The organism is Serratia sp. root2, from assembly GCF_031931805.1.
GTDB lineage: Bacteria > Pseudomonadota > Gammaproteobacteria > Enterobacterales > Enterobacteriaceae > Serratia > Serratia inhibens.
Genome location: NZ_JAUJXB010000001.1, coordinates 1,107,777 through 1,128,318, shown reverse-complemented (window position 1 = coordinate 1,128,318; position 20,542 = coordinate 1,107,777). Strand labels below are relative to the sequence as shown.

The 20,542-nt window shown below is 55.7% G+C and carries 17 protein-coding genes; 3 read left to right on the top strand and 14 right to left on the bottom strand.

Annotated elements, in window-relative coordinates; translation table 11 throughout:
* Positions 1-109: 109 nt before the first annotated feature.
* The 3 genes from QZQ97_RS05275 to QZQ97_RS05265 form a co-directional block, all read right to left on the bottom strand.
* A complete protein-coding gene (locus tag QZQ97_RS05275) occupies positions 110-1,288 on the bottom strand; it encodes a 4-hydroxybenzoate 3-monooxygenase (RefSeq protein ID WP_311992559.1) in 1,179 nt (392 codons plus the stop codon).
* 10 nt (positions 1,289-1,298) lie between these two features.
* Positions 1,299-2,654 (bottom strand): MFS transporter, encoded by a 1,356-nt coding sequence (locus QZQ97_RS05270; RefSeq protein ID WP_311992558.1) that lies wholly within the window; start codon positions 2,652-2,654, stop codon positions 1,299-1,301.
* Positions 2,655-2,992: 338 nt separating this feature from the next.
* Positions 2,993-4,354: an MFS transporter gene (locus QZQ97_RS05265; RefSeq protein WP_442995187.1), complete on the bottom strand. Its 1,362-nt coding sequence runs from the start codon at positions 4,352-4,354 to the stop codon at positions 2,993-2,995.
* Between the two features lie 526 nt (positions 4,355-4,880).
* Between QZQ97_RS05265 and QZQ97_RS05260 the strand changes: the two genes are divergently transcribed.
* The gene (locus QZQ97_RS05260) at positions 4,881-5,744 is read left to right on the top strand and encodes a shikimate dehydrogenase (protein ID WP_311992556.1); all 864 of its coding nucleotides are present in this window, start codon (positions 4,881-4,883) and stop codon (positions 5,742-5,744) included.
* Between the two features lie 35 nt (positions 5,745-5,779).
* Here QZQ97_RS05260 and QZQ97_RS05255 read toward each other — a convergent pair whose 3' ends face one another.
* The 3 genes from QZQ97_RS05255 to QZQ97_RS05245 all read right to left on the bottom strand — a co-directional run bounded on the left by QZQ97_RS05255 (position 5,780) and on the right by QZQ97_RS05245 (position 10,071).
* A complete protein-coding gene (locus QZQ97_RS05255) occupies positions 5,780-7,654 on the bottom strand; it encodes a bifunctional sugar phosphate isomerase/epimerase/4-hydroxyphenylpyruvate dioxygenase family protein (RefSeq protein ID WP_311992555.1) in 1,875 nt (624 codons plus the stop codon).
* A gap of 183 nt (positions 7,655-7,837) precedes the next feature.
* A complete protein-coding gene (locus QZQ97_RS05250; protein ID WP_311992554.1) occupies positions 7,838-8,716 on the bottom strand; it encodes an ATP-grasp fold amidoligase family protein in 879 nt (292 codons plus the stop codon).
* A gap of 29 nt (positions 8,717-8,745) precedes the next feature.
* Positions 8,746-10,071, bottom strand: coding sequence for a lysine N(6)-hydroxylase/L-ornithine N(5)-oxygenase family protein (locus tag QZQ97_RS05245; RefSeq protein ID WP_311992553.1), 1,326 nt, complete (start codon positions 10,069-10,071; stop codon positions 8,746-8,748).
* Between the two features lie 1,471 nt (positions 10,072-11,542).
* On the opposite strand from QZQ97_RS05245, the gene QZQ97_RS05240 reads away from it, so the two are divergent.
* Together QZQ97_RS05240 and QZQ97_RS05235 are read left to right on the top strand one after the other, a co-directional pair.
* Entirely contained in the window at positions 11,543-12,190 is a 648-nt protein-coding gene (locus QZQ97_RS05240; RefSeq protein WP_311992552.1) for a TetR/AcrR family transcriptional regulator, read from the top strand.
* Between the two features lie 21 nt (positions 12,191-12,211).
* Entirely contained in the window at positions 12,212-13,045 is an 834-nt protein-coding gene (locus QZQ97_RS05235; protein ID WP_311992551.1) for an IclR family transcriptional regulator domain-containing protein, read from the top strand.
* Here QZQ97_RS05235 and QZQ97_RS05230 read toward each other — a convergent pair.
* The 8 genes from QZQ97_RS05230 to QZQ97_RS05195 form a co-directional block, all read right to left on the bottom strand.
* Positions 13,042-14,379, bottom strand: coding sequence for a D-serine ammonia-lyase (locus QZQ97_RS05230; protein ID WP_311992550.1), 1,338 nt, complete (start codon positions 14,377-14,379; stop codon positions 13,042-13,044). The genes QZQ97_RS05235 and QZQ97_RS05230 overlap by 4 nt on opposite strands.
* A 132-nt stretch (positions 14,380-14,511) precedes the next feature.
* Positions 14,512-15,201: a VIT1/CCC1 transporter family protein gene (locus QZQ97_RS05225; RefSeq protein ID WP_311992549.1), complete on the bottom strand. Its 690-nt coding sequence runs from the start codon at positions 15,199-15,201 to the stop codon at positions 14,512-14,514.
* Between the two features lie 29 nt (positions 15,202-15,230).
* Entirely contained in the window at positions 15,231-15,701 is a 471-nt protein-coding gene (locus tag QZQ97_RS05220) for a VOC family protein (protein WP_311993872.1), read from the bottom strand.
* A 13-nt stretch (positions 15,702-15,714) separates the two neighbouring features.
* A complete protein-coding gene (locus QZQ97_RS05215) occupies positions 15,715-16,068 on the bottom strand; it encodes a DUF1428 domain-containing protein (protein ID WP_311992548.1) in 354 nt (117 codons plus the stop codon).
* Between the two features lie 116 nt (positions 16,069-16,184).
* Positions 16,185-17,627, bottom strand: coding sequence for a GGDEF domain-containing protein (locus QZQ97_RS05210; protein WP_311992547.1), 1,443 nt, complete (start codon positions 17,625-17,627; stop codon positions 16,185-16,187).
* Positions 17,628-18,038: 411 nt separating this feature from the next.
* Positions 18,039-18,710, bottom strand: a complete 672-nt coding sequence (locus QZQ97_RS05205; protein WP_311992546.1) for a methionine ABC transporter permease — start codon at positions 18,708-18,710, stop codon at positions 18,039-18,041.
* Positions 18,707-19,687 (bottom strand): methionine ABC transporter ATP-binding protein, encoded by a 981-nt coding sequence (locus QZQ97_RS05200; RefSeq protein ID WP_311992545.1) that lies wholly within the window; start codon positions 19,685-19,687, stop codon positions 18,707-18,709. Before QZQ97_RS05200 ends, QZQ97_RS05205 begins: the two co-directional genes overlap by 4 nt.
* Positions 19,687-20,499: a MetQ/NlpA family ABC transporter substrate-binding protein gene (locus QZQ97_RS05195; protein WP_311992544.1), complete on the bottom strand. Its 813-nt coding sequence runs from the start codon at positions 20,497-20,499 to the stop codon at positions 19,687-19,689. The genes QZQ97_RS05200 and QZQ97_RS05195 overlap by 1 nt, the downstream gene beginning before the upstream one ends.
* Positions 20,500-20,542 lie beyond the last annotated feature (43 nt).

The following is a 20,542-nucleotide window of genomic DNA, read 5'->3' as shown; positions in this document are numbered from 1 at the left end:
GGCGCGACCCAAGGCCGGGTGCAAGAGCGATAAACGCTGCTTTGGGCGATAATCGAAACATTGAACATCTTTCTGCTGCCGGCTGCGTTTTTTGTGATCCCGGTTGGGGTCAGTTCATCTGAAAAGGCGAGCCAACGTAATTTTCCGCCAGTACCGTCATGGCGCTGCGCGACTTCACCGTATATTGCAATTCTGACAGCTGCAGCCGCTGCTGGAATGGGCTGCCGTCAGGATGGGTATGCAGCATATTGGTCATCCACCAGGAAAAATGCTCGGCGCGCCATACCCGTTTGAGGGCATCGTCGCTGTAGCTGTCCAGCCGCCGCCAGCTTTTGCGCAGATAAAACGCCTCCAGCGCTTGCGACAGCAGGCAGACGTCCGCCATCGCCAGATTCAGCCCCTTGGCGCCGGTCGGCGGCACGATATGCGCTGCATCCCCCGCCAGCAGCAGGCGCTTGCAGCGCATGGGCTCGGTGACAAAGCTGCGCATGCCGACCACGTTTTTCTGGAAAATACGCCCCTTTTTCAGCGACCAGCCGTCGTGATTTTCCAGCCGGGTTTCCAGTTCGTTCCAGATGCGATCGTCCGACCATTGGTCGACGTTTTCCGCCGGATCGCACTGGAAATACATCCGCTGCACGCCCGCCGAACGGGTGCTGATCAGCGCAAAGCCGCGTGCGTGTCGGGCGTAAATTAACTCATCGCTGGACGGTGGCGCCTCCACCAGAATGCCGAACCAGCCGAAGGGATAGATCCGGGTGTAATCCTGGCGCAACCCACCGGGCATCGCTGCGCGGCTGATACCGTGAAAACCGTCGCAACCGATAACGAAATCGCAGCTTAGCTGCCGCTGTTCGCCGGCGTGGCGGTAGTGAACCTGCGGCCGTTCGCTGTCCAGCGCCTGTAATGACACCTGCTCAACCTCAAAATAGAGCTGGGCCTGCGCCGCTTGCCGTACGGCGATCATATCCTTCAACACCTCGTGCTGGGCATAAACGGTGATCGCCCGGTCAGTGAGTTCGGTGAGATCTATCCGGTGCTGTTGGCCGCCAAACGCCAGCCGAATGCCGTGGTGCTGCGCGCCTTCCCTGCGCATACGCTCGCCAAGACCTGTTTGATTGAGCAGATCTACCGTACCTTGTTCGAGCACCCCGGCACGAATAGTGGATTCCACCGCCTGTTGGCTGCGCGTCTCCAACACCACGGACTCAATACCCTGCAAATGCAGCAGGTGCGACAACATCAATCCGGCCGGGCCTGCGCCGATAATGGCAACCTGTGTACGCATGCTTATCTCCTTATAGCGCTTTGTTGAGCGAGCCGGGCAGCGCCGGCGTTCGGGACGAAAAATGTTTGATCATCAACGCCAGTGCAGCAACCAGCGCCGGAATAGCCAACAGGGTAAAAATGGTGCTGAACGACAACTGCATTTGCATCAGCAACCCGCCGCTCATGGCGCCAAGGATGCCGCCAAAACGCCCCAACCCCAGCATCCAGGCCACGCCGGTTGCCCGCCCTTGGGTAGGATAGAAACCGGCGGCCAGCGCCGGCATTGAGGACTGCGCCCCGTTCATGCAGGTGCCGGCGATGAATACCGTCACCGCCATCAGTATCGGGTGGGTATAAACATAGCCAATCGCGCAGACAAACAGCCCGGTCAGCAGATACCCCACCGCCACCACCTTGTGCGGGTTCATCCGGTCCATCAGCCAACCGATAATCAACACGCCAATGCCGCCGCCCAGAGGAAACAGCGCAGTAATCAGCGAAGCCTGGCGGATGGAGGCGCCGGTTTCGCGGATCAATAGCGGCAACCAGCTGGTCAGCAGGTAGAAAATCATCAGGCCCATAAAGTAGGTCAGGCACAGCATCAGCGTGCCCATCAGATAGCGCTGAGAGAAAATCACGCCCAGCGCCGATTTCGCCTTCACCTGGCCGCTTTCACTCAGGGTAAAACGCAGCGATTCCGTCAAATCGAACGGTGCTATGCGCTTGAGCACTGCAGCGATGCGCTCACGCGGGTAACCGCGCACCACCATGAAACGGGCGGATTCCGGCAAGGCGACAATCAGCACCACCGCCAGCAGCAGCGGCATTACGCCGCCCAGCACCATCACGCTCTGCCAGCCAAAATGCGGGATCAACCAGGCGGAAACGAAACCGCCCAGTGAGGAACCGAGCGGGAAACCGCAGAACATCAGGTTCACCAGCAGTGCGCGTTTACGTTCGGGCGCATATTCCGACATCAGAGTGGCGGCATTCGGCATCGCTGCCCCCAGCCCCAACCCGGTTAAAAAACGCAGCAACGTCAACATGGGCAAGGTGGTGGCAAATGCCGTCAGCAAGCTGAAACCGCCAAACAGGATCAGCGACATCACCAGCACCTTTTTGCGGCCAATGCGGTCCGCCAAAGGCCCGGCGGTCAGCGCGCCCACCGCCAACCCCACCAGTGCGGCACTCATCACCGGCCCCAGCGAAGTCTTCTCAATCCCCCAGTCCTGCACCAGCGAAGTGGCGATAAAACCGATGATCGCCGTATCGAATCCGTCCAGCGCCACCGTTAAAAAGCACAGTATCAGGATCATCCACTGATAACGGGAAAAGGGTTTGTCATTGATAAACGACTGAATCTCTAAGGTGTTGTGATCGGACATTGGGCGTTTCCTAAGTTGGCCTGGCGCAATAAGCCTGGCGGGAACGGCCAGACACGACGCTGGCACACCCGCTAATTGTGCGATTATCGGAACTTGGTTCGTTAATCGACTTTCAAATCAAAACACCGCCGACAATAAGTTTCAATATTGTTAAATTAATTAGCGTGCGATTACCGAACGAGAAAACGTTAACGTTTAAATAAATTTTTAATTTTCAATGCAATGAATGGTTTTTTTGCGAGGTCTGAGGAATTGAGTTCTGTGAGCTGTTTAACATTGATGAAACATGCGTTTTCAGCTGCGCACCGGCCTGATTAACCGGCGCGCGACCTCAACGATCAAATGCTTTTGGCGATTTCGCCTGTGGGCAACTGAGCCTGGCGGTTATAACCCCGGACACCCTTAAGGAAAATGGCGCAGGCGGTGATCACCGCTGGAATGGCGATAATGGCAAAGATACGTTCGAACCCCCAGCCCAGTGCCAGCATCTCTGCGCCGGCAAAGGCGCTGAGGATAGCGCCAATGCGCCCGACGCCATGCATCCAACTGGACCCGGTCGCCCGCGCCTCGGTCGGGTAATAGTGCGCCGACAGTGCATTCATGCCGGTATTGGCGCCGTTCAGGCAAAAACCGCAGGCCAACGCCAGCACGCCGAGCATCACGCTGCTGTGAGAAGCCAACCCTATCATCACAGTGAAACAGGCGCCCAGCAGGTAGATCACACCCAGCGCCCTGTGGGGATTAACCCGATCCATCAGCCAGCCGGCAAACAGCGAGCCTGCGGTGCCGCCGGCCTGATACAACGCCGTAATCACCGCCGCTTGCGCCACACTCATCCCAATGCCTTTCACCAGCGTCGGCAGCCAGCTGCCCAGCAGATAAACCAGGAACAGCGCCATAAAATACCCCAGCCATAGCATGATGCTGCCAAAACGGTACTGAGGCGACACCACAATCTGCATCGAGCCTTTACCGGGGGCAACCAGCGGCGGCAACGTGTAGCGCGTGTTGGCGTCGGTACTCCCCGGTGCCAGTTTTTCCACAATTTTGCCAATGCGTTCAGGGCTGGCGCGCTTGGTCACCAGGAATCGCACCGATTCCGGCAGCTTGGCGAGCAGCAGCGGCACGCTAAGCAACGGCAGTATGCCCCCCAGCAGCAGCAGCGCATGCCAGCCCATCTGCGGAATAATCCATGAGGCGGCGAAGCCCCCCAGCGCAGCGCCGAAGGTAAATCCGCAGAACACCACGGTGATAATGAACGACCGTTTCTTTTCCGGCGCATATTCGGATATCAGGGTGCCGACGTTCGGCATCGCCGCCCCCAGCCCCAGCCCGGTCATGAAGCGGAAGAAAATCATTTGCTCGATATTGTGCGAAAATGCGGTGATCAGCGTCCACAAACCAAAAAAGAACACGCTGTTGATGATAATCACCCTACGGCCCATCCAATCCGCCAGCGGCCCGGACAGCAACGCACCTATCGTCAGGCCGATCAACGCCGCACTGATCACCATGCCAAGCTGATGATTGCCAACGCCCCACTCGCTTTTCAGCTCCGGCGCGATAAAGCCCATCAGGGTAATGTCGAAACCGTCCAGTGCAATAACGATAAATCCAAGCAAAACGATCAATTTTTGATACCCGGATAACGGGCGATCGTTAATCAGTGTGCGAACATCAATTTCGTTTGAAGCCACAATGTCTTCCTCCGTACAGTCGGCTCAGGCCGCAAATGTCGTTATAAGCGTCGGGACTGTCTCCGCGTCGCTGTGTTATTCGCTTTACGGCCACCAGGGCTACAGGCGCAAATGAATGCAAATGTTCGATAATCGCACCAACATTCAAATATCGCACTTCCAATGTAAGAACTCTCAAGCGAGTCGGCAACGGAGGGTATCGATAATCTGGGCGGTTATCGAACCCATTGGTACGTTTGTCGCCATGTTAAAACACCGCTCTACCGAGAGCCGATAATACAAAACGCTGAAAACTAATATAATTAATAACCTTATTGCCGGGTGAAACGCCAGCGCAGCGGCGAAAAATAATGTTGTCGAAGTGTGAGGAGGATCATTATGACGATGCCAACACCCGCACATTGCTTAACATTCGGCCAGCATGATGCCGATCACAAATCGAAAATAGCCGGTTTACATAAAGTACCAAATGGTTCATTTTTTCTTCATGTCGTGACCCACGGCACCAAGCCCTGACCCCGGAGAAACCATGAAGAATAATGAACAACGCCCCCCGCTCTATTTGCTCGCCCTGCTGGGTCAGGGCATTCAGGGTTCGCTGTCACCGCAGCTGTATGAGCAGGAGGCCCGTCGGCAAGGTCTGCGTTGCGCCTATCAACTGCTCGATTTCACCCAGCGCGGCTGGGCTGACGACCGCCTGCCTGAGGTACTCGACAGCCTGGCGCAGTTGGGTTTCACCGGCTGCAATATCACGCATCCGTTCAAGCAACAGGTCATTCCCTGGCTGGATGAGTTGTCGCCTCAGGCCAGCGCCATTGGCGCAGTCAATACCGTACTGTTTCACGATGGCAAACGCATAGGTCACAATACCGACTGCGACGGGTTTATCACCCACTTTAACCAAGGGCTGGCCGGCGAAAATATCAATCGCGTGGTTCAGGTGGGCGCAGGCGGCGCGGGCTATGCGGTGGCTTATGGCCTATTGGCGCACGGAGTCGGTCATTTGATGTTGCACGATAGGGATCCGGCGCGTAGTCACAGCCTGCAACAACGGTTGGCCCGGCACTTTGGCGAACGGCGGATCGGCGTGACGGAAGACGTGGCTGGGGCGTTGGCCGACAGCGACGGTCTGGTACAGGCCACGCCGATCGGCATGACCGGCCACCCGGGTATGCCGGTGGATATCGACTGGCTGCAACCGCGCCACTGGTTGGCGGACGTGATTTATGTTCCCCGGGAAACCGAGTTGGTGAAAAAGGCCCGCGCAAAAGGCTGCCGGGCCATCGTGGGCGACGGCATGGTGGTGCATCAGGCTGCGCTGGCGTTTCAGCTGTATACCGGACATGCACCGGATACCGAAAGCATGAGCCAGGTATTCCGGCAAGTCGGCTAATCGGAACGGGCGCGGTGATGAACCGCGCCTCGCTATCACCGCAATTGCCGCATCGCCGCCAAACGTGCCGCACCATTTACCGCGCCATACTGGGCGTACCCGCCAAGCCTTTGCAGTAATTCAAAGAAGAACCGCCCTTCGGCAAACGGCTGGCTGTAAACGTGCAACAGTTCGCCGCCCTGCGCGTCGCGATCGTAGAGAATATGGTACTGTGCCAGCCGGGCGATAAAGGCGTCGTCGAGATCAAAACGTGCAGCCAGATCTTCGTAGTAGTTATCGGCGATGGTCAACAATTGCATGCCGTTGGCCTTGGCCTGTTCAACCGCCTGAAAAATATCCCCGGTCGAAAACGCAACGTGCTGTAGCCCGGCGCCGTGGTAGGTCTCCACCGTTCTGGCGCTGAGCGTCGCACTGCTCTGCGAGACGTTCAGCGGCAGGCGGATGCCGTTACAACGGCTGTGCATCACCCGGCTATGTACCAGCCCGTAAGGATCCGGCAGCAGTTGCTCGCCGTCCGGTTCGAAACCCGGCACGCAGCGCAAGAACATCACCCAGTTTTTTAATGCGCTTTCAGGCATCGCCACCGCCAGATGATCGATACCCTCGAGTTCGGAAGCCGTCCGTGTCGGCTTGTCCCGCAGATGGAAGTCATCCTGATAAATCGCCGCTTCGCCGCCGTTGACCGGGGTCTCGACCAAATAAATCAGGCTGCCGTCGGGTGCGCACAGCGCCGGAATGCGGTGTTCATTCGGGCCAACCTGCCCCTGATAAACCGGATAACCGAAATCATGCGCCCGCTGTAGCAAAGCGGACGGATTAGCCACCCGCCAGGCCATGGCGCACAGCGAAGCGCCATGCCGCTCACGGTAATCATCGGCAAATGAGTCGTTTTGCTGATTGAGGATGATGCGCACCGCGCCGTTTTGGTACAGCGTCACTGCCTTGGAACGGTGCTCACCGCGCTGGCTGAACCCCATCTGCCGCAGCCAGTCGGCCAGGCTTTCCGCCTCCTGCCGGTTTACCGCAAATTCGATAAACTCGATCTGCCGGCTTTCAGGCAAAGGCGCGCTGCTGAATAACTCCGGCGTGGGCGGCTGGGTGGCGGCCACCTGCTCTTCCAGGTACAACAGCGAGCGCAGGCCGTCCTGCGCCGTGGGTGCGCTCGGCGTGGCGCGAAAACCGTCGTTGAAAATCTCCAGCGACCAGGGGCCGGCGTAGCCTTTTTCAACCAGTCGGCGGGTGAATTCGACCAGCGGTAATTCCCCCTGACCGGGGAAGCAACGAAAATGCCGGCTCCATTCGATCACCTCCATGTTCATCAATGGCGCATCGGCCAGTTGAAGGAAGCTGATTTTCTCCGTCGGGATATCGTCCAGTTGATCGAGGTTATCGCCCAACGCCAAAATATGAAAACTGTCGAGCACCAACCCCAACGCCGGGCTGTCAACGGCGCGAACCCGTTCCCAGGCCTGACGATAGCGGTTTACATGCCGCCCCCAGGCCAGCGCCTCATACCCCACCACCATGCCCTGTTGCTGAGCCAGGTAGGCCAGTCGCCCCAGATCATCAATCTGCAGTTCAATCTCTGCGGAGCAGTCAGGCGCTACGTTGCTGCACAGCAGCATGCGGTCGCAACCAAGCTCTTGCATCAGTGCGAACTTGCGCCGCACGCGTTCGAGATTGGCCGCCAGCCGATCGCGTGGGCCGCCCTCAAAGTCGCGAAACGGCTGGAACAGCGTAATCGCCAGCCCAAGCTCCTGCGCCAGACGACGGATATCCGCTGGTTTGCCGGGATAATACAGCAGGTCGTTTTCAAAAATCTCCACGCCGTCAAAACCGGCGGCGGCAATCGCTTCCAGCTTTTCCGGCAGGGTTCCTGCGATGGATACGGTGGCTATTGAACGAAACATGACTTTTCCCCTTTGCGACAGTGGTTACAAATCGGCTCGCCACCGTTAAAGGGGAAACGGGCGGCGGCATATGCAGTTATAAATGAACCATAAGGTTCATTGTGTCAATGTGCCGACCGCAAACCTTAACAACTCTTTAACCCGGATCACAAAAGTGCCGCCGCCTGTGGAGGGTGTCAGGCGCTATTTCAGCTTAAGCATCTTCCCGAGCAAGATATCCGTGGGTTCAAGTATGTCCGTATCAATCCCTGCCGAGGGTGTGAAGGTCAATTCGCCAAAGATGACTTTGCCATTGGAGATATAGAAATCGACGCGGACAAATTCAAAGGGCTCGGACAATTTTCTGGCGTACTCAAAGAGATCGTCATAACCTTCGGGTTTAACAAAAGCATCGATCTCTGCCTGGCTGAGAGCCAGGCAGTCTTGGCTATAACAAAGAAACTTGAAGTCTTTATCGAAGAAGTAATATTTTGGCATGCCGGTTTCCCTACCGACGCAGAGTAATGTGCAGTAAGGAACGCCATGAAAGCAGTATATTTTATAGTCATCAGGGCCAACGCCATTAGATGACTCTATGAATTTCTCACCTATTATTTTTTTATTTATTTTCTTGTAGTTTAATTCCGCATAAACCTTCCAATAGTCCTCACGCATCCAGTTTTCGATGGTTTTCGACGTTTTTACGATATCCAGCGAACTTTTATCCTGACAAATCAGGTTGTAACCCGAACCATGGTTTCCCTTAATCACAAACTTATCAGGTAAAGAATCCCATGGGATCTCATGAACCGAATCGCAGGCGAAGTAGAGTTCATTGAGAATTTCTTCACATCCTTTCGCTTTTAGATACTCTCTTACTGCGTATTTATCCGCACATTGCGTGACCAGCGCATTGTTGCTGTAATCGTTGAGTTTGAGATAATTTATCTTCTCGTTCCATGTCGATGGCGGGTTTAAATTCAATTTTTTCCCGAATGCCTTTTCGTATATAAATTTCGTCTTGAACGTCGGCGCAAAGGTAGCCAATTGATTCATGATGAATTTATTAATGTGTTTTCTCATGCAAGCTGTCTCGTCATTTGATAAAAATATTAAAAAGGTGACCGAGAGGTCCCAAAGGAATTTGAAGCGATTGGCTGTTCTTGCTCACTGCGCCATTGAATCATCGCCGGGGTGGTGCTCAGATCAAATTGGTTCTGACCCAAAGCTCGATTGAGAATGCGAGCCGATCGCCAGGCTATCAGGCTAAGCTGAGGATCGGCGATACCGTGGTGGTGCATGCTGGCGTTGACCGCAAACAGGCAATTCTCATGTTCCCCCTCCCGCTCAAGGGAAAAATCAGAAGCAATACGGTATTGCCCATCGGCGGTGGTCAACAAACGATCGGCCAGGGAATCAAGAAAGGCCGGGCGGACCTGTTCATAGCCGGTGGCAAAAATAACCACGTCTGCATCAATGCTTTCTCGCCCTTGATCAAGGTGATGCAGCGTCTCTAATTGATAAGCATGAGCTTTGGCATTAAGGGCCGTAACTGAACGGCTGGGTAGCAAACGCACCCATCGCTTCTCTCGGAGGACATCGAAGTGGTGATACATGGCACGATAAATCGCCAACAGAGACTCGCTGGTGATCCCATCAGAAGTCATCCTTTGTTCCAGCAACATATGTTCTTTGGCCGCGCGACCGAGTGTGTAGAAGTTGTCGACATAATCCGGCGTAAAATACTCGTTGGCAAAGGCGGCTTCATCAAGCGCGTTGTAGTTGTTGCGCCGAGATATCCAGCTAAGCTGTTCTGGCCGGCCCCATTCCCCCTGGAAAATATTCAAGAACAGGTCGGCACCGCTTTGGCCTCCCCCCACGATGGCCACGCGTTTTCCGGCAAGGTTTGGCTGGCGCAACATCATTTCGCTGGCGTGAAAACATTGATCGTTTTGTTCGGTTACACAGTCCGGCAGTTTGATTTGCTTGCCTATGCCCACACACAGATGTTTGGCGTAAAGCACATCATTCTGAGTGGTGACGACAAACTGCCGCTGATTGTCGTCAAAGTCCACACGGCGAACCTCTTGGTTGAACATCAGCGAATCCAAACCCGTTGCCGCCCAGTTGAGATAATCGGCAAACTCTTCGCGTGATGCGGTACGCTGCTCAGTCGTCAGGAAGCGGTAGAACTTTTTACTCTTCACCAGATAGTTGAGAAAACTATAAGGGTTGGTTGGCGAGACGGCCGTGACCAGATCCTTCAAGAAATGGGTCTGCATGCTGCTATCCGCCAGGATCATGCCGGGGTGCCAGGAAAAGTGCGGTTTGCGTTCGAGGAATTTGCAATTGAAACCCTCGATTTCGCTTCCAAGCGCAGCAAGGCTGAGGTTGGACGGACCAATACCAATACCGATAAAGTCCAAACGCTGGTTCATTGAGTGTGCTCCTGAGTGAATAAATATATTTCCAAAAAATATATTCTGTGGTCCGGTAAAGTAACGCAACTAAACTAGATAGTGGCATTGGGATTGTTGGCACCCTCAGAGTTGAGGAGCGTTCTTTTGCCCTTTGCGTTTTGTTACTGCTTCCTGACGCTTACCATTAACGACCACAGGATAAAAACATTAAAATAACCGAAGTAGCCCGCAATTTTATTTTACTTAAAACTCTCGCGCATCATATTTTGACAAGCGACTTTTCAGATAAAATAAAAACACTTCACAATGCTATAAAAAGAGAATGTTTCAGGAGGTAAATTCGAGACAATAAAATCCAATAGATCCAAAGAAGAATCCATAACATGTCCCTATGCTATCTGCATATCCTGCAAAACATCATCCTTAATTAGACACTGCCGGATCAGAGTAGCGTCAAAGCTGCAGCCTGGCATGTAAAAAAACATAAAATCAAACTCAACACGCTTTGTTAATGTGAAAATAAAAGTGAAATCGTCAATGTTCATAAAATTTCACTTTGGTTTAGCCATGACTGCAGATAACCCCCCAGGTTACAATGCCTCTAAAAGAAAAGAGAAGCCTGAATAAATATCAATGATATCAGTTAGTTATTAACATAAAGCTATAAATCAACAGCTAAATCTTACTTTGCGCAATGTCTGTCGGCTTTCCACCCGTCCGCAGCGCGTTTTTTGCTCAATTTGAAATTCACCGTCGGATTGATTATCCGAACTCACTTTCCGTCACCGCTTTTTTCATATATTTCCCTCCTCCCCTTGTCACCTGCGTGGTAGATATTCCTCTCCATTCATCCGAAATACCCGTGATCCGACATAAATGAGCGCCTTATCAGCATTACTGACTCTTGGTCTCACCTCCGCATTTCAACCTCTTGAAAGTCGACAGGCCAAATTAAGCCTTGCGACGATGGAAAGAAAAAAGCTTATCGCATGTCCGTAGGTATCATCGCATCACGAGCCCGTAAAAAATAACAGGAGAAGCATAAACTACAGTCCATCCGAACAAAAAGTGCAAACGAAGGTTGCAACAATTAACCGGAGGAAAGTCTCAATCGGAAAGGTTGGGGGTTAAAAAACACTTTCCGTAAGGTTCTCCATTCGTATATATAACCCGTTTTTAAACCCACAGATTACGTTTTTATATCAAACACAACCTCTGTTCAGATGGATATATTCCCTACTCCATGATGAGAAGCAGGAAAAAGTCTCTTATTAATATGATTCCCTTTTAGGCTCAGGTTCTTTCTTTAAACAACCTACCCACACGTTTATTGGGCAATCGTCGCTCAACGCAGCGGTGTCATCCTGTGCCCCGTCATCGCCTGTTTGAGCAACATGATGGCGCTCACAAAAGCGCCGCCGCAGCGGATTGTATTACCCGGTCACCCCGGTTACTCTTAACCGGTGTACCCAAACGATAAGTGACTGATGTGTTGAACAATGATGATATCCCCGCCACCAAACGCAAAAACGACCCGGTCGGCCTGAAACAGCGGATCTTCGCCGGGGCGCTGAGTGAGTTTGCCGAGGCGGGCCTGAAAGGCGCCCGCATGGAAAACATCGCCGAGCACGCGTCCACCACTAAACGCATGGTGGTTTATCATTTCAAGAACAAGGAGTCGCTCTATTTGGAGGTGCTCGAGCACGTGTATCAGCATATCCGCGCGCACGAATCCTCGTTGGATCTGCAAGCGTTGCCGCCGGTAGAGGCGATGACCCGGCTGGTTGAAGAAAGCTTCAATTACCATGCGGAACACCCTGACTTCATCCGTGTGATTTGCATGGAAAACATGCTGCGTGGCCAGTACATCCGCCAGTCACCGCGCATTAAAGCACTGAATCAGAGCGCCTTGAGTTTGCTGGAAGATATCTTGCAGCGCGGCAAGCAAAGCCGGGAGTTTACTGCAGATGCCAGCGCCGCCGACGTACACCGCTTGATCAGCAGTCTGTGTTTCCACTATGTTGCCAACCAGTACACCTTTAATACGCTATTCGAAAGTCATGAACCGCCGGAAGATCAGGTTATTCATAACCGGCGGCTGGCCGTCGTGGCGACCCTGCGCTATCTGGCGCTGTAAGTATTTAAACCGGGAGCCTGAATGGCCAAGACCTCTGCCGGCGAAGACATCGCCACCCACGACATTACGCTGTCCGCCGCCAGCGGCGATCCTTTCAAGGGCGATCCCAACTTTATGGCCTCGCTGGCGCGGGGGCTGGAGGTGATCCAGGCCTTTACCCCACAACGCCGCTTGATGTCGATTTCGCAAATCAGCCAGAAAACCGGTATTCCGCGCGCTGCGGTGCGTCGTTGTCTGTATACCCTGAACAAGTTGGGGTTTGTTTACGCGCAGGACGGCAAAAACTTCGAGCTGCGCCCGCGTATTCTGACGCTGGCCCACGCCTATCTCGGCTCAACACCCTTGGCCAAGGCCACCCAGCCGGTGTTGAAACACATCAGCCAATTGCTGAATGAATCCTGTTCCATCGCCACGCTGGACGGCGACAACATTTTGTATATCGCCCGCGCCTCCGCCGAACGTATCATGACTATCGATCTGAACATAGGCAGCCGGCTGCCGGCGTTCGCCACCTCAATGGGGCGCGTGCTGCTGAGCCATTTGCCGGCGGATAAGCGGGATGATTACCTGCAACGCATCACCCTGATGCGCTATACGCAATACACCATCGGCTCCATCGACAAACTGCGCGAAGAGCTGGATAAGGTCCGCGCGCAGGGTTATGCGATTAACGATCAAGAGCTGGAAATAGGCCTGCGTTCCATCGCCGTGCCGATCACCTCGGCCAACGGCAGCGTCACCGCCGCGTTAAACGTCGGCGTACAGGCCGGCCATGTCCCGGTGAGTGAATTGACCGAGCGCATCTTGCCGATCCTGCTCGAAGGCGCGCAAGAGCTTTCCCTGCTGACGCACTAACCGGCCTCGCGCGCGTTGGCCAGGTATTTCGCCATTTCCGCCTCGGGCACCATGCCGCCACCGGTAGCCCATACCAGGTGAGTGGCTTGCTTCATCTGCTGTTCATCCAGCCCGTGTCCGGCCAGCCACTCAGGGTTAGCCGCCACGCGCCACGGCCCCGCCATGCCCGCCAGCGCCGAAGGTTCCAGCTGAATATGTTCCTGGCTATCCAACAGCCCAAGCAGCGCGAACATCTCGCGATCGCTTAAAGTATAAAAAGCGCTGAGCAGGCGCTCCATGGCGCGACCAACAAAACCGGAGGCGCGACCAACCGCCAGCCCGTCCGCTGCGGTTTGGTTATCGATGCCAAGATCCTGAACCGCGATCCGATCATGCAACCCGGTATACACCCCAAGCAGCATGCAGGGTGAGTGCGTCGGTTCGGCAAAGATGCAGTGAACGTGGTCGCCAAAGGCCAGCTTCAACCCAAAGGCCACCCCGCCCGGCCCACCGCCGACGCCGCATGGCAGATAGACAAACAGCGGGTGCTGCGCGTCAACCTGAATACCGCGCTCGGCGAACTGCCGTTTTAGGCGGCCACCGGCCACCGCATAACCGAGAAACAGCGTTTGCGAGTTTTCGTCATCGATAAAAAAGCAGCTCGGATCGCCCGCCGCCTGTAGTCGGCCCTGTTCAACGGCGACGCCGTAATCCTGTTCGTACTCAACCACGTTGACGCCATTGTCACGCAGCTTCTGCTTTTTCCATTCGCGCGCGTCCGCCGACATGTGCACGCTAACGCTGAATCCCAGCCTGGCGCTGATGATGCCGATCGACATCCCCAGATTGCCGGTTGAACCCACGGCAATGCGGTAACGGCTGAAAAACTGGCGAAACTCCTCCGAGAACAGCTTGCCGTAGTCGTCCGTAAGCTGTAACAACCCCGCCGCCAGCGCCAGTTTTTCCGCATGCGCCAGCACCTCATAGATGCCCCCGCGCGCTTTGATTGAGCCGGAGATCGGCAGATGGCTGTCTTTTTTCAGCAGCAAATGCCCACCGAGTCTCTGCCCATAGCGCTGGTCGAGCGCAGTTTGCATCGCCGGGATGGCGACAACCTCGGACTCAATCACGCCGTTGGCAGCCCGGGTTTCCGGAAAAGCTGCACTCAGATAGGGGGCAAAACGCGCCAGCCGCTGCTCCGCGTCGGCGACGTCGTCGGCGCCCAATCCTACGTACGGCAACCCCGCCTGCAAGGTCGTTGCTCGCGGGTTGAACCAGGTTATCGGTTTGAGGTCGATCAGGTCCTGCACCAAAGGGAATTGCGTAATCCACTGCTGAATCTGTGATTTATCCATTGTTATTCTCTGCGCCAGGTAACGATTTCCCTAGGGTGCAGCGATTCGCCGGCGCTGACAAATGATAAAAACTCAGCCTTGCGTGAGCGGCATTAATGCAAAAACTGATTTGTTGCGCGGCTAGCGTAACCATTATCCCAGCGCGGACCCAAACAGCAGGCCGACGCCGGAGGAAACCGCCATCGCCAGCGCGCTCCAGAACAGGATACGCACTATGCCCGGGCGGATCGGTGCGCCGCCTGCCCTGGCGGCAATCCCGCCGAGAACGCCCAAAGACACCAGGGCGGAGACCACGATGGCCGGAATGGTCCATGTGACCGGCGCCAGCACCGCGACCAGTAACGGCAGCAGCGCTCCGACGGAAAAGCTCAGCGCCGAAGCCAGTGCCGCCTGCAATGGTCGAGCCGTGGTGATGGCCGAAATCCCCAATTCATCGCGGGCATGGGCTCCCAGCGCATCATGCGTCATCAGTTTTTCGGCCACCTGCTTGGCCAGCGCCAAATCCAACCCGCGATGCACATAGATAGAGGTCAGTTCACGGTACTCGCCCGGGTAATCGCTGAGCAACTCCAACCGCTCCTCCGCCAGTGCGGCCTTTTCCGTATCCGCTTGCGATGACACCGAAACGTATTCGCCGGTAGCCATCGACATCGCGCCGGCAACCAGCCCGGCAATGCCGGCGAGCAAGATGCCGCCGTGTGCCGCATTGGCCGCCGCCACGCCGAGCAACAGGCTGGCCGTCGAGACAATCCCGTCGTTTGCGCCAAGCACCGCCGCCCGGAGCCAACCTATATTCTCAATGCTGTGCCGCTCTTTGTGCATCAGGTCCGTCCTTGTTGCGGGAATAAAAGTTAGCCGCGAGCCGCCGCTTCCAGCCCGGCGATATCCAGTTTTACCATCTGCAGCATCGCTTCAGTCACCCGTTTCACCTTCGCGCTGTCGGGGTCGCTCATCAACTCGCCCAGCCGCTGGGGGACAATTTGCCAGCTCAACCCCCAGCGATCGCGCAACCAGCCGCACTGTTCTATGGTGCCGCCTTCGCTTAACGCATCCCATAGCCGATCCACTTCCGCCTGATCCGCGCATTCAACCATAATCGAAAAACTGTGATTGAAAGCATTGAGCGGGCCGGCTTCAATAGCCGCATAGCGTTGATCGCCGAGGGTAAAGGCCGCCAGCTTTACGCTGCCTGCAGGGCCGCTCGGGGTCTCGGCGGGCAAGCTGGAACTCCAGGTCAGGGAAGAACCGGGGATCAGTGCGATGTAACAGCGCAGCGCGGCTTCCATGTCTCTTTCAAACCACAGGTGTTGTGTGATTTTCATCATACCCTCTCCGCTACTCGTCAAGGATAGGTTCGAAACCGCCGAAAATCATGCGTTTGCCGTCAAACGGCATCTGCTCGCCCAGCGCCTTCATGCGCGGATCGTTCATCATTTTCTCGTTGGCGGCGTCGCGCACCGCTTTTGAGGGATATTCGATCCAGCTGAAAACCACCACTTCATCGGCCTCGGCTTTCACCGCACCGCGAAAATCGGTGAGTTTACCTTCGGGCACGTCATTGCCCCAACATTCGACAACCCGCGTCGCGCCGAACTCTTTAAATAACGGTGCTGCCGTGGCAGCCAGCTTAATGTACGCCTCCTTATTGGCGGCAGGCACCGCCACGACAAAGCCATCAACATAGTTCATGAGATGATTCCTCTTGTCCGTTCGGACATCAGGTATGGCGCAAGCGACATTGCTCGCGCTCCCTTTCATTTTAGACCCCCTGGCCGGGGTCAACCATGAACGACAGGCGGCAGGTTTCAGCGGTCGCTGTAAATCAGTGGGGATATTTCGGGCGTGGCGACGCGGTTGCGGCCGCTATTTTTGGCTTTGTAGACCGCCATGTCGGCGATTTTCAACAGATTATCAAGATTTTGTTCTGTACCGCCGATGCAGGTAACCATGCCTATGCTGACGGTGATTTGCAGATGATTGCCGGCGGGCATGGCGATCGATTCGATTTCCACCCGCCGGCGCAGACGTTCGGCCAGATACACCGCATCTTGCTGCCGCTCGATAAGCGCAACGATCGCGAACTCCTCCCCGCCCATGCGGCCAAACAGATCGGAATCGCGCAGGTCACCGGTGATGGCGCGGGTAAAGGAAATCAGTGCGGCGTCACCGCCGGAGTGCCCAAAACGATCGTTGATGGATTTGAAGTAGTCGATGTCCAGCATCATAACGCAGACCTGCTCGCCTTTTTGAGTGAGCAACCGCGAGCCGCGCTGCATAAAGGCATTACGCGTCAGCACGTGGGTCAGAGCGTCATGGTTCGCCACGTGCTCCAGCTGGCGCAGCAGCGCATTGCGGGCGAAATTCATGCTGGCGATCGCAATCGGCCCCAGCGCCAACAGCGCTACCCCGAGCCGCATCGACACGGTGTTCTGCAGCGCCTTCATATCGACGTTAATGGCGATCAAACCCAAATCAATGGCCAGATGGCACCATAAAACGTAGAGCAGCACCACCACCAGAGTGGTGAACAGTGAAAACGACATCGCCAGCCACAGCAGGATTGGCATCGGGAAAATCACGGCGCCAGGCCCGCCAATCAGGATACTGCCAACGCAAGCCAGCACCAGAAGGATCAGAACCGCCAGTTTTCTGCCGGTGTGATACCACCCGTGCCGCCGGGTAATGCCCCGAGCTATACCGCGAAGGTAAGCTCGCCAATCCGCAGGAAAAGCCAGGATAAACGGCATCAGCGTAATGTAATTGGTAAACTCCGAGGACATCCACAGCGCCAGGGCGGGGAAATACTCGCGATCAAACAACAGCACCGAGGCCAAGGCACCGATTACCCCGGTGACGGCAGCGCTGACCAGACAAATGGCAAACAGATAAACGCTGGCTGAGGTGCATTCCAGCGTTCTGACCTGCGGCGGCAAACGCTTAAAAAACTGATACCCCACCGCGACGCCGGCAATATTGGCGCCGTTCAGCAACAGGGTTTTATCGAGCGCGCTGCCGGTGATCAGATCTGCCGTCAAATACCCCAACATCGCCATCACCCAGCCCAAACGGCTGACAAGCCCCGGATAACGAACGAACACCGCCAGCAACACCGCATTGCTCGGCCAAAATGCCGCCAGAAAGCCAATGGGCCGGCTCTCGATACCGAAGATACAGGCAGCGAACACCAGTACAAAGACGGTGAGCGCAGGCTGTAATTTTGTGGTGTCAGGTGACTGGGTGGTGTGCATCTTGCTTCCAGAGCGTTCGAAGAATACGGATAACATCCTGCCAGCATGATGAGGGGTGACAACCGATTCATCATACCTGACGACGCGCGTGAAAAATGAGCGGTCAGAGTGGCATTATTGCTACTTTCACAGGTCCGATCACCTGTTAATTGAAGGTTCGCCAATATATTTCAACTGTAGCGCCAAATGGGGCAATACACCCGTCTTCCTGCATGCATATCGCAAACCAGGAACAAGGGAGAAAGCGTTGGCATGAATAACGTGTGGATTACTGAAGCGGAGCCACGTAGCCTGAGCCAGTGTCCATGATGTTTAGACCTTTGGTGCCGTTATCAACGGCACCTTGTTGTGGCGGATTTCCCCGTAATTTCAAAGCATTTTTCGGTACATCACAGCGATGGCCAGCGACCCCTAACGCCGATGCGCCAGCGAGCGCACCAGGCGATCGCCCAGGGTTTGCACGCCCTGCACCAGGATCACCAGAATAATCACCGTCGCGATCATCACCTGATTGTTGAAGCGTTGATAGCCATAACGGATCGCCAGATCGCCTAACCCGCCACCGCCAATCACGCCGGCCATGGAAGAAAAACCAATCAGCATCACCACCGTCAGCGTCAACCCGGCCAACAGCGTCGGCAAGGCCTCCGGCAGCAGCACTTTAAAAATGACATGGCGCACATTGCCGCCCATCGACAAAATCGCCTCGATCCGCCCTTTTTCCACCTCATCCAACGCCGACTCGACGATGCGCGCAAAGAACGGAAAAGCGCCAATGGTGATCGGCACTACCGCCGCGGAACTGCCTAACGTGGTGCCGATGATCAGCCGGGTTAACGGGATCAAGGCAATCAACAGCACAACAAACGGCAGCGAGCGCCCCAGATTGACGATAGCGCCCAACGCCCCGTTGATGCGCGGTGCGGGCAAGATGCCCTGCTTGCGGGTGATAAACAGCACCACGCCCAGCGGCAGACCGATCAATAAGGTAAACAGCGATGCCAGCGCCACCATATACAAGGTTTCGCCGGTGGCGCTCAGCACCAGCGTCAGAAGATCGTCCCAGGGCAATTGATTTCTCATAGCAGTTCGGCCCTCACGCCCCGTTGATTGAGGAACGCCACCACCTCCGCCAGCGGCAAGCCGCCCTGCGGCGATCGCAAGCCCACCCGGAAACGGCCGACGCTCTGGCCGGCAATCAGTTCAACGCCCCCACCCAGCAGCGTAACGTCCACCGCATGGCGCTGCGCCAGTTCGCTGAGCACCGGTGAGGCGCGTACGCTGTCGAAAAATGTCAGCTCCGCCACCTGGGTTTCCGGCGCCACCGGCGTCAGGCAGCCCGGCAACAGCGCCTGCCCCAGCGGCGATGCCGGGTTCGCCAGCAATTCGCCAATCGGCCCCCATTCAACCACCCGACCGGCGGCCAGTAGCGCCGCATGGTCACAAATGGCCTTGACCACGTCCAGTTCGTGGGTGATCAGCACGATGGTTAACCCCAACTGACGGTTGATGTCTTTTAACAAGGCAAGAATAGAGGCGGTGGTTTCCGGATCCAGCGCGCTGGTCGCCTCATCGGAAAGCAAATAGTCCGGCCGGGCTGCCAGCGCCCGGGCTATACCGACACGCTGTTTCTGCCCGCCTGAAAGCTGTGAAGGAAAAGCGCGTGCCTTGTCGTTCAGCCCGACCAGATCGAGCAATTCCCCGGCGCGGCGAATGCGTTCCGCACGCGGTACGCCGGCGATCTCCAGCGGCACCGTGATGTTATCTCGCACGTTGCGGGCATGCAGCAGATTGAACCCCTGAAATATCATGCCGACACGTTGGCGCTGGCGCCGCAGTTCCGCTTCGCTCAGTTGGGTCAGATCGCGCCCGTCCATCAAAATGCGGCCCGTGCTGGGCCGCTCCAGCAAATTAAGGCAGCGGATCAGGGTGCTCTTGCCTGCGCCGCTGCGGCCGATAATGCCGAACACCGCACCGTCGTTAATGGTCAGCGACACCTGCTCCAGCGCCGGTGGCTCACCGACGCCGTAGGTTTTACCCAGCCCTTCTACGACAATCATCAGCCGGCGTCCGCAGGTGTCACGGGGATCACCGAGCCCTGATATTTTTGCTGAATGAATTTGGCCACTTCCGGCGACTGCAAATCTTTGGCCAACTGTCTGATGCGCGGGTCGTTCTCCAGTTGCGGCGTAGTGACCAAAATATTGGCATACGGATTATTTTTCGGGCTTTCCAGCCCCAGCGCATCCTTGGCTGGCGTAAGCCCGGCCTCCAGCGCATAGTTGCCGTTAATCACCGCCAAATCGACGTCATCCAATGCACGCGGGATCTGTGGCGATTCAATCTCCAGTATCTTGAGGTGTTTGGGGTTGTTGGCAATGTCTTTTGGCGTTGCCTGATCCTTGGCCGGATCGTTAAAACCGGCTTTCAGGCTAATCAGCTCTTGCGCCTGCAGCAGATAAAGCGCCCGGCTCAGGTTAGTGACGTTGTTGGGTACCGCCACTTTGGCGTTGTCCGGGATCTCGCTCAGCTTTTTATACTTGCTTGAGTAGATCCCCAAGGGTTCGATATGCACCGTCGCCGCCACGGCAAATTTTGTGCCCAGCGCCTGCTCTTGCGAATGCAGATAAGGCAGGTGCTGGAAGTAGTTGGCATCCACGTCCCCGTGCGCCAACAGTTCATTGGAATTCACGCCGTTACTGATCTCAATCACCTTCAGTTTCAGCTGCGGGTCAATTTTCTGCACATAGGCCAGGATTTCCGCATGGGGCACCGGATCGGCCGCCACCCGCAGCGGTTCCGCCGCCAGCAGAGAGACCGGTAGCGCCAGCGCCGTCAGCAGAGCCAAACGGGAAATCGTCGTTTTAAACATGGTCACCCCCAATGAAAGATCAAAACTCTGCGCCGGTTAAGAA